This is a genomic window from Nocardia sp. MH4 (assembly GCF_019266065.1).
GTDB lineage: Bacteria > Actinomycetota > Actinomycetes > Mycobacteriales > Mycobacteriaceae > Nocardia > Nocardia canadensis.
Genome location: NZ_LPNR01000018.1, coordinates 1 through 7,715, shown reverse-complemented (window position 1 = coordinate 7,715; position 7,715 = coordinate 1). Strand labels below are relative to the sequence as shown.

The window sequence follows — 7,715 nt, the reverse complement described above, 5'->3', positions numbered from 1 at the left end:
GACCGGTGCCGGCGCGGCGATCGGTGCCGGTGTCGGAGCGGCCGCCGGGGCCGCGGCTCTCGGTATTCCGGCCGCGGCCGGCGGCGCCGTTGTCGGCGGCGTGCTCGGCAGCGGCTACGGCGCCACGCTCTGATCGGGACTCGACCATCGGGACGGGGCCGCCGCTCGCGGCCGCCTGGGCAGCACGGACGCGTCGGTAGTACGGTCGAGGCGGGCTCGGACGGAGGTGACGGATGACGGTGCGCGCGGGTCTGGCCTCGTCGGCGCTGCTGACGATCGCCGTGCTGTCCGGCTGTGCGTCGCCGAGCGAAACCACCCCGCCACCCAGTCCCGCGCCCGTGAGTTCGGTACTCCCGCCCGCGCAGACCCTGGCGCCCTCGCAGCAACGCAACGAGCGCATCCGGGGAATGCTGTACACCGCGGGCTGCACCAGCAACGCCTGCGTCCAAACCTACTTCGCCTGTATGGACGGCTACCTCACCGGCGAGCCGTGCCAGTTCTACCGCGACCACCCGCCGCCACCGTGATCAGCCACGGCTGATCACCACGCTGTGGTGCGGGTGCGCTCTCGCGCGACACCCGCATCGAGACGTGATCGCGCTCAGCGGGCGGTGGTGAGGAACTCGCCGATGGCCGGGGCGAGGATCGAGACCTTCGGATTGTGGCTCACGCCGGGCAGTTCGGCGAAGGTCGCGGAGGGCAGCGCCGCGGCGGCCGCCTTGGCGCCCCGGGTGAGCATCGGGGAGGTGCGGTCGCCGGCCAGGACGAGGACCGGGACCCGCACGTCGCTCCAGTCCGCGGGATCGAGCGACTTGCCGCGCATGTACGGCTGCATCACCGCCCAGTCGTGGGCCGTCGAGTTCGATGTCGCGGCAAGGTTTTTCCAGAAGGGCGTCATCCGCATCGCGCCGACCATCAGCCACGGCATGCCCATCGCCTTGGTCATGTAGTACCGCACTGTCTTGTTCCGCTTGTCCGCGGCGATCATCGGATGCAGCTTGTCCGCCAGATCCTTCGGCGGCACATGGTCTTTCGGATCGACGACGAACGGCGGCTCGAACGCGACCACCTCGGTCACCCCCGGCACCTCGCGCGCGGCCAGCAGCGCCAGCGCGGCACCCGAGGACCAGCCGAACAGCGCCGCCTTCCCGCCCGCGACCTCGACCAGCGCGGCGATGTCGGCGATCTCGTTGGCCACGTCGTACACGCCGGGGGAGTCGGCGCTGTCACCGCGCCCGCGCCGGTCGTAGTTGAGCACCGTGAGATCGAAGTCGGCCGCCAGCGTCTGCGCGAGCTCGACCATCGTCGAGTACTCGCGGAAGCTGAACGCGCCGCCGATCAGGATGACGGTGCCCGCCGTGCCGTCCCCGACCCGGTCGTAGGCAATCGTGGTGCCGTCGGCCGACGTCACAGTCTGCATCGTGGTTCCTCTCGCATTCGGGCCGTGTGACCACCGGACTCGACGGTACGCGATCGGGTCCATCGCAGGTCGGCACGGGTTTCCCCGGGTGCCGAGCGTTGCGGCACCGATCATGCAGACGGCGCGGGACTCAGGAAGTCATCGGTTCAGAACAGCATCGGCTCGCCGAAGCCGGGCGTGCGCTCGATCTCCAGCAGGCGGGCCTTGGTGCCGATGCCGCCGGGTGCGGAGAAGCCGTGCAGCGCGTGGTCGGCGGCGAGGACCCGATGGCAGGGGATGATCAGCGGAATGGGATTGCGGCCCAACGCCTGTCCGACGGCCTGGGCCGAGCCGGGGGCGCCGAGACGGGTGGCGATGTCGCCGTAGCTGAGGGTGTGACCGGGGTCGATGTCGCGGGTGATGGCGTAGACGCCCCGGTAGAACTCGGGGACTCCGCCGAGGTCGACGTCGATCCAGCGCAGCGCGTCCAGGGTGCCGGCCAGATGCGCGCGGATACCCGTGATCGCCGCGGTGATCACGGGTCCCGGTTCGTCCTCGACGACCGGCTCGCCGGCCAGCGGTCTGGTGATCCGGGCGAGCGTCTCCTCCTCGCTCGCCTCGGGCAGCTGGAACCTCACGACGGTGTCGCCGTGCCAGGCGATGGCGCACAGGCCGATCGCGGTGTCGAACAGTGCCGCGGCTACCGGTTCGGTCCGGGTTCCGGAACTCATGAGCACAGTGTGCGCCGACCCGGTGACAGATTCGGGGCTGCCCCCGGTCACGCGGCGAGTGGCCCGCGCTCACCGGAGGAGAGAAGGCCAGTTTTCGGCAACTGGACTGGATCGGCGTCGGTGGCCTCGGCCGCCTCGACGACCGGCTCCTCCTCGTGCACGCGCGCGGCGTCCAGATCGCGGAAAAGTCGCTGCTCATCGTAGGTGCCGAAGGCTCTGTCGTGCGGCAGGTACTGGAAGGGCCAGAAGGGCAGTTCGCCGCGTTTCGGGGAGAAGTGGTAGACCGCGTACCCGAAGGCGGCGGCGACGGCGAGGGCGAGGAAAGTGGTCATGACGTAAGAATCCTCCGACTGGCCTTGCCGAGAAATATCCACTTACGGAATACTGGACTTCATGGCGACAAGAGTGATCGGCGCGTCCGGCCTGGCCCGCGACCTCGGGCGGTGGCGTGACCCCGAAACCGACGGCGACGCTCCCGAGCGCCGTCCGCACCGGCCCGCCTATCTGGCCCTGGCCGAGGCCATCCGGCTGCTGATCCACGACGGCCGCGCCCCGCTCGGCGTCGCGCTGCCCAGCGAGCGGGATCTGGCCGCCACCCTGGGCGTCAGCCGCACCACCATCACCTCCACGTACTCGCTGCTGCGCGAGCACGGTTACCTGATCAGCCGACAGGGCTCGCGCAGCACGGTGGCGCTGCCGCCCGCCATCCAGCACGACGGCTCCAAGCCGACCCGGGGCATCATGGCGCTGATGGCGCAGCCCGAACTGCCGACCATCGACATGACCTACGCGGCGATGTCGGCGCCGCCGGAGCTGCACGACGCGTATTCGGCCGCACTGCAAGGCATTCCGGCTTTTCTCGGCACGCACGGCATGGACCCGGTCGGCGTGCTGGCGCTGCGCGAGGCGCTGGCCCGCCGCTATACCGCCCGCGGCCTGCCCACCGAGCCCGACCAGATCCTGGTGACCCTCGGCGCCCAGCACGGCCTGCGGCTGCTGCTCAACGTCCTCACCTCGCCCGCCGCGCGCGTGCTGATCGAGCACCCCAGCTACCCGAACGCCATCGAAGCCATCCGCGATGTCGGCGCCCGCCCGATCCCGGTGCCGCTGCGGCCCGAGTTGCCGCACGCCGGGTGGGATCTCGACGGGCTGCGCAGCACCGCCCGGCAGACCGCGGCGACGCTGGCCTACCTGGTCCCCGACTTCAACAACCCCACCGGCCTGTTGCTCGACGCCGACGGCCGCGCCGAACTGGCCGCCATCGCCCGCGACACCAGGATGACCATCGTCGTCGACGAGTCGATGAGCGAGCTGAACCTGTCCGACGACGCCATGCCGCCGCCGGTCGCCGCGTTCGCGAAGGGCTCGGAGATCATCACCATCGGGTCGGCGTCGAAGTCGTTCTGGGGTGGTCTGCGGGTCGGCTGGATCCGCACCAACCAGGCGCTGATCACCAAGCTGCTCGGCATCCGCGCCACCGTCGACCTCGGCACGCCGGTGATGGACCAGCTGGCCACCGTTCACCTGCTCGGACACGCCGAGCCCATCCTGGAGCGGCGGCGCGAGCAGTTGCGCGCCCAGCGCACCGCCCTGCTGGACGCGGTCGCCGAGGATCTTCCCGGCTGGCACATCGTGCCCGGCGCCGGTGGCATGTCGGTGTGGGCGCAGCTGCCGAGCCCGGTCTCCACGGCCCTGGCGGCCACCGCGCCCAATCACGGTGTATTGCTCGCCGCCGGACCGCGTTTCGGCGTCCAGGGCGCGTTCGAGCGGTTCCTGCGCCTGCCCTTCACCCATCCCGAGGCCGAACTGCGCCTGGCGGTGAAGTCGATCGCCGCCGCCTACGACGCGCTGACCCCGCGCGCCGCCGATCCGCTACAGCCGCTCACCTGCTACTGAGTCAGCCGAACCCGCACGAGTGGTATGTGGCCGGATGCGGACGCACCGTCTCGTACCCGGCACCGAGCATGAACAGCGTCGAGATCACGATCGCGACGGTGGTGAGCGGCACGGCGGCGGCGCGCGGGGACGGATAGCGGAACAGCAGCATCAGCAGGCACACCAGCGCGATCGTGGTGGCCGCCAGCAGCCCGGCCGCCAGGCCGTTGAGCAGACTGACCGTGATGGGGACCGGCGCGTCACTGCGGCAACGGGATTCGGCGAGCTGCGCCTGGCGATCGTCGAGCAGCGCCTCGGCCACCGCGAAGGCGAGCAGCGCGGCGCCGAAGGTGGTGACCGCGATCAACGCGGTGAGCACCTTCGGTGGCCGGTGGCCGGTTCGGATCCGTGGCCTGTCGTCGATAGTCGGTGAGACTACCGACGACAGGCCGGGAAATCAGTCAGCCCAGACCGATTCGATCGGTGTCGTCTCCGACGGCGGCGGCGTCGGCACGCCACCGGGGGTGCGGGAGAAGCGCGGCGCGGGCGCGTGCTGGACGACGCCCTCGATCTCGATCAGGCCGGTACGGGCCGCGATGTGCGGATTCTCGGTGGCCTCGGTGAAGGTGAGCACCGGGGTGGTGCAGGCGTCGGTACCGTCGAAGATCGCCGCCCACTCGTCGCGGGTCTTGGTCTTGAACTTGTCCGCGAACAGCTTGCGCAGCTGGTCCTGCCCGTTCGGGTCGAGCTGCATCGGCAGACCCTCCGGGTCGATCTCCAGCCCGGCCAGCAGCTGGGCGTAGAACTGCGGCTCGATCGCGCCGACGGCCATGTACTTGCCGTCGGAGGTCTCGTAGGTGTCGTAGAAGGCCATGCCGGTGTCGAGCAGGTTGGTGCCGCGCTCGTCGGACCACAGACCGACCCCGCGCATGCCCCACATCATGTGCGACAGGGCGAGCGCGCCATCGATCATCGCGGCGTCGATCACCTGGCCCTGCCCGGAGCTCTGCCGCTCGACCAGCGCGGCGAGCACGCCGAACACCAGGAACATCGAGCCGCCGCCGAAGTCGCCGACCATGTTCAGCGGCGGCACCGGCCGCTCACCCTTGCGGCCGATGGCGTTGAGCACGCCGGTCAGCGAGATGTAGTTGATGTCGTGGCCCGCGCGATCGGCGAGCGGACCGTACTGGCCCCAGCCGGTCATCCGGCCGTAGACCAGGCGCGGGTTGCGGGCCAGCGCGTCGTCGGGGCCGAGGCCCATGCGCTCGGTGACGCCGGGGCGGAAGCCTTCCAGCAGCACATCGGCCCGCTCGACCAGGTCGAGGATCTTGGCGACGTCGGCGGGATCCTTCAGATTCGCCTCGACGATGGTGCGGCCACGCCACTGCGGGCGCTCCATGAATCCGGGCATCATGCCGGGACGCTGCACGCGGACCACGTCGGCGCCGAGGTCGGCCAGCAGTAGCGCGGCATGCGGACCCGGCCCGATGCCGGCCAGCTCGATGACCTTGATACCCGCGAGGGGCCCCTGCTTGGCGGTGGACTCGCTCACGACTGCACCTCGCCGGCGCTCGGCTTCGTCGTGCGCGATCGCGCGCTGTGCTTCTGGTTCGCTCGCCAAGGCTCGCTCACACCTGACCTCTGTTCATCGTCGAACGGTATTGACACTCCGACAATAGCGTCGGGATGGCGAGCCGGGTAGGGCATGGGCGAGAATTCCGGGTGGCGCGACTCGGCGTCACAATGGGAGGAACCCGGTAGTGAGCGTGTGGGGTGAGGTCATCGTAGGCCTCGTCATTCTGGTCGGCCTCGTCGGTGTGATCGTTCCGATCCTGCCAGGCGTCATCCTGATTTTCGCGGCAATCGCGGTGTGGGCCTTCATGACCGGCGGTAGCGCCGCATGGACGGTGCTCGCGATCGCCACGGTGGCGCTGGTCATCTCCGGCGTCGTGAAGTACACCTGGCCCGGCAGGCGGATGCGGGACGCGGGGGTGTCGAACAAGGCGCTGCTGTGCGGCGCGATCCTCGGCGTCGCCGGGTTCTTCGTCATCCCGATCGTCGGCCTGTTCATCGGCTTCGTGCTCGGTGTGTACCTGGCCGAGCTGTACCGGCTCAAGACCAACGACCTGGCCTGGCCCGCGACGCTGCACGCGCTCAAGGGCGTCGGCCTGTCGATGCTGGTCGAGCTGTTCGGCGCGCTGATCGCCGCCGGTGTCTGGTTCACCGGCGCGATCCTGGCCTGAGCTATTCGATGACCGGCAGCGGGCGGGTGTGCTCGCCCGCGCCGGGCAGTTCGTCGCGGGGGATCGGCACCGTCGGGTTGTCGGTGCGCGGGATCGGCGTGGTCGGCAGGGGATCGGCCGCAGGCCGGTCCGCGACCGGCAGCCGGTAGAACTCCCTGGCGTTGTCCTCGAGCACGGCGTGCAGGTCGGCGCCGACCACCTGCCAGATCAGTTCCACGTCGGCGTCCCGGAACGGCCTGCCCGCCCTGGTGCCGGGCAGATCGGAGCCGAACATCAGCGCGCCCGGGTTGACGGCGTGGATCCGGCGCAGCGTCTCGGCCACGTCCATGTCGACCCGGCCGAAACCGGTGGCCTTCACCCTCGCGCCCCGATCGACCAGGTCCAGCAGGTAGGGCAGGCCCTCCTCGGACATGCCGAGGTGGTCGATCGAGAGCGCGGGCAGCTTGGAGATCACCGGTTGCAGCGAGGCCAGCATCTGGCCGTCGATGTAGAGCTCCACGTGCCAGCCGGCCAGCTCGTGCGCGCGCAGCGCCTGCAACGTCATCTCGGTGATGTCGGCGGCGGCGCGCTTGAGGTTGAACCGCAGCGCGCGCACGCCGGCGCGATCCAATTCGATGATCTCGTCGTCGGTGGCATCCAGATCCAGTCGGGTGACCCCCACCCAGCCGTCCCCGAGGGCCGCCAGCGCGGCCTTCAGATACGACTGGTCGGACCCCTGGAACGACGCGCTGACCACCGCACCACCGCGAACATGGAAGTGCTCCATACGCTTTCGATAGTCCGCGATGGTGTAGGGGTCAGGCAGGTAGCCTTCGTTCTCGATCAGCGGGAACCGCGGATCGATGATGTGGACGTGGGCATCGAACACTTGTACAGAATGCCTCGAGTTCGGCGGAATGGAACAGTTCGGCTCCGACGTCCGAGGCTAGACCTTGTTGGGCTCGGAAGCGCGCAGCATGTCCTCGCGCTCCACGACCTTCACGCGCTCACGGCCTTCCGGCTCGCCCAGCGCGCGCTCGTGCGCGTCGAGGCGGTACCAGCCCGCCCACGTGGTGAACGGGATGCCCTTGCCCTCGAGGAACGTGGTGACCGCGTCCAGCTCGGGCTGCGGCGCCGGGGCGAAGTCCTTGGCGTCGTCGAGCAGGCAGGCGATGGTCTCGTTGGCGTCGCCCTTGGTGTGGCCGATGAGGCCGACCGGGCCGCGCTTGATCCAGCCGGTCACGTAGGTGGCGGGCATGAAGCGGGCCGAGCCTTCGGCGGTCTCGTCGGAGATCACGCGGCCTGCCTCGTTGGGCACGGTGCCCGCCTGGTCGTCGAACGGCAGCTGGGTGATGTTCTGCGACAGGTACCCCACGGCGCGGTAGATGGCCTGCACGTCCCACTGCTTGAACTCGCCGGTGCCCTTGACGTTGCCGGTGCCGTCGAGTTGGGTGCGCTCGGTCTTGAGACCGACGACCTTGCCGTTTT

The 7,715-nt window shown here is 69.9% G+C and carries 9 protein-coding genes and 1 pseudogene; 3 read left to right on the top strand and 7 right to left on the bottom strand.

Features of this window, described 5'->3' with window-relative positions:
• The first annotated feature begins 233 nt into the window (after positions 1 to 233).
• Entirely contained in the window at positions 234 to 527 is a 294-nt protein-coding gene (locus ATM97_RS00400; protein ID WP_218715894.1) for a hypothetical protein, read from the top strand.
• 74 nt (positions 528 to 601) lie between these two features.
• On the opposite strand, the gene ATM97_RS00395 is transcribed toward ATM97_RS00400, so the two are convergent.
• The 3 genes from ATM97_RS00395 to ATM97_RS00385 all read right to left on the bottom strand — a co-directional run bounded on the left by ATM97_RS00395 (position 602) and on the right by ATM97_RS00385 (position 2,462).
• Positions 602 to 1,420, bottom strand: a complete 819-nt coding sequence (locus tag ATM97_RS00395) for an alpha/beta fold hydrolase (RefSeq protein ID WP_218715893.1) — start codon at positions 1,418 to 1,420, stop codon at positions 602 to 604.
• Between the two features lie 146 nt (positions 1,421 to 1,566).
• Complete coding sequence (locus ATM97_RS00390; RefSeq protein ID WP_218715892.1) at positions 1,567 to 2,130, bottom strand: methylated-DNA--[protein]-cysteine S-methyltransferase; 564 nt, start codon at positions 2,128 to 2,130, stop codon at positions 1,567 to 1,569.
• Between the two features lie 47 nt (positions 2,131 to 2,177).
• On the bottom strand, positions 2,178 to 2,462 hold the full coding sequence (locus ATM97_RS00385) for a hypothetical protein (RefSeq protein WP_218715891.1): 285 nt from the start codon (positions 2,460 to 2,462) through the stop codon (positions 2,178 to 2,180).
• A gap of 61 nt (positions 2,463 to 2,523) precedes the next feature.
• Here ATM97_RS00385 and ATM97_RS00380 point away from each other — a divergent pair, with 61 nt between their 5' ends.
• Positions 2,524 to 4,026: a PLP-dependent aminotransferase family protein gene (locus ATM97_RS00380; protein ID WP_218715890.1), complete on the top strand. Its 1,503-nt coding sequence runs from the start codon at positions 2,524 to 2,526 to the stop codon at positions 4,024 to 4,026.
• A gap of 1 nt (position 4,027) precedes the next feature.
• Here ATM97_RS00380 and ATM97_RS00375 read toward each other — a convergent pair whose 3' ends face one another.
• Both ATM97_RS00375 and ATM97_RS00370 read right to left on the bottom strand, forming a co-directional pair.
• On the bottom strand, positions 4,028 to 4,372 hold the full coding sequence (locus ATM97_RS00375) for a hypothetical protein (protein ID WP_218715889.1): 345 nt from the start codon (positions 4,370 to 4,372) through the stop codon (positions 4,028 to 4,030).
• 90 nt (positions 4,373 to 4,462) lie between these two features.
• The gene (locus ATM97_RS00370; protein ID WP_218715888.1) at positions 4,463 to 5,557 is read right to left on the bottom strand and encodes a CaiB/BaiF CoA-transferase family protein; all 1,095 of its coding nucleotides are present in this window, start codon (positions 5,555 to 5,557) and stop codon (positions 4,463 to 4,465) included.
• Positions 5,558 to 5,765: 208 nt separating this feature from the next.
• Between ATM97_RS00370 and ATM97_RS00365 the strand changes: the two genes are divergently transcribed.
• Positions 5,766 to 6,248, top strand: coding sequence for a DUF456 domain-containing protein (locus ATM97_RS00365; RefSeq protein WP_218715887.1), 483 nt, complete (start codon positions 5,766 to 5,768; stop codon positions 6,246 to 6,248).
• A 1-nt stretch (position 6,249) separates the two neighbouring features.
• Here the strand turns inward: ATM97_RS00365 and ATM97_RS00360 are convergent, their stop codons facing one another.
• Together ATM97_RS00360 and ATM97_RS00355 are read right to left on the bottom strand one after the other, a co-directional pair.
• Complete coding sequence (locus tag ATM97_RS00360) at positions 6,250 to 7,116, bottom strand: amidohydrolase (RefSeq protein ID WP_218715886.1); 867 nt, start codon at positions 7,114 to 7,116, stop codon at positions 6,250 to 6,252.
• Positions 7,117 to 7,173: 57 nt separating this feature from the next.
• Positions 7,174 to 7,715: pseudogene (locus ATM97_RS00355) on the bottom strand (pyridine nucleotide-disulfide oxidoreductase); the annotation flags it as partial.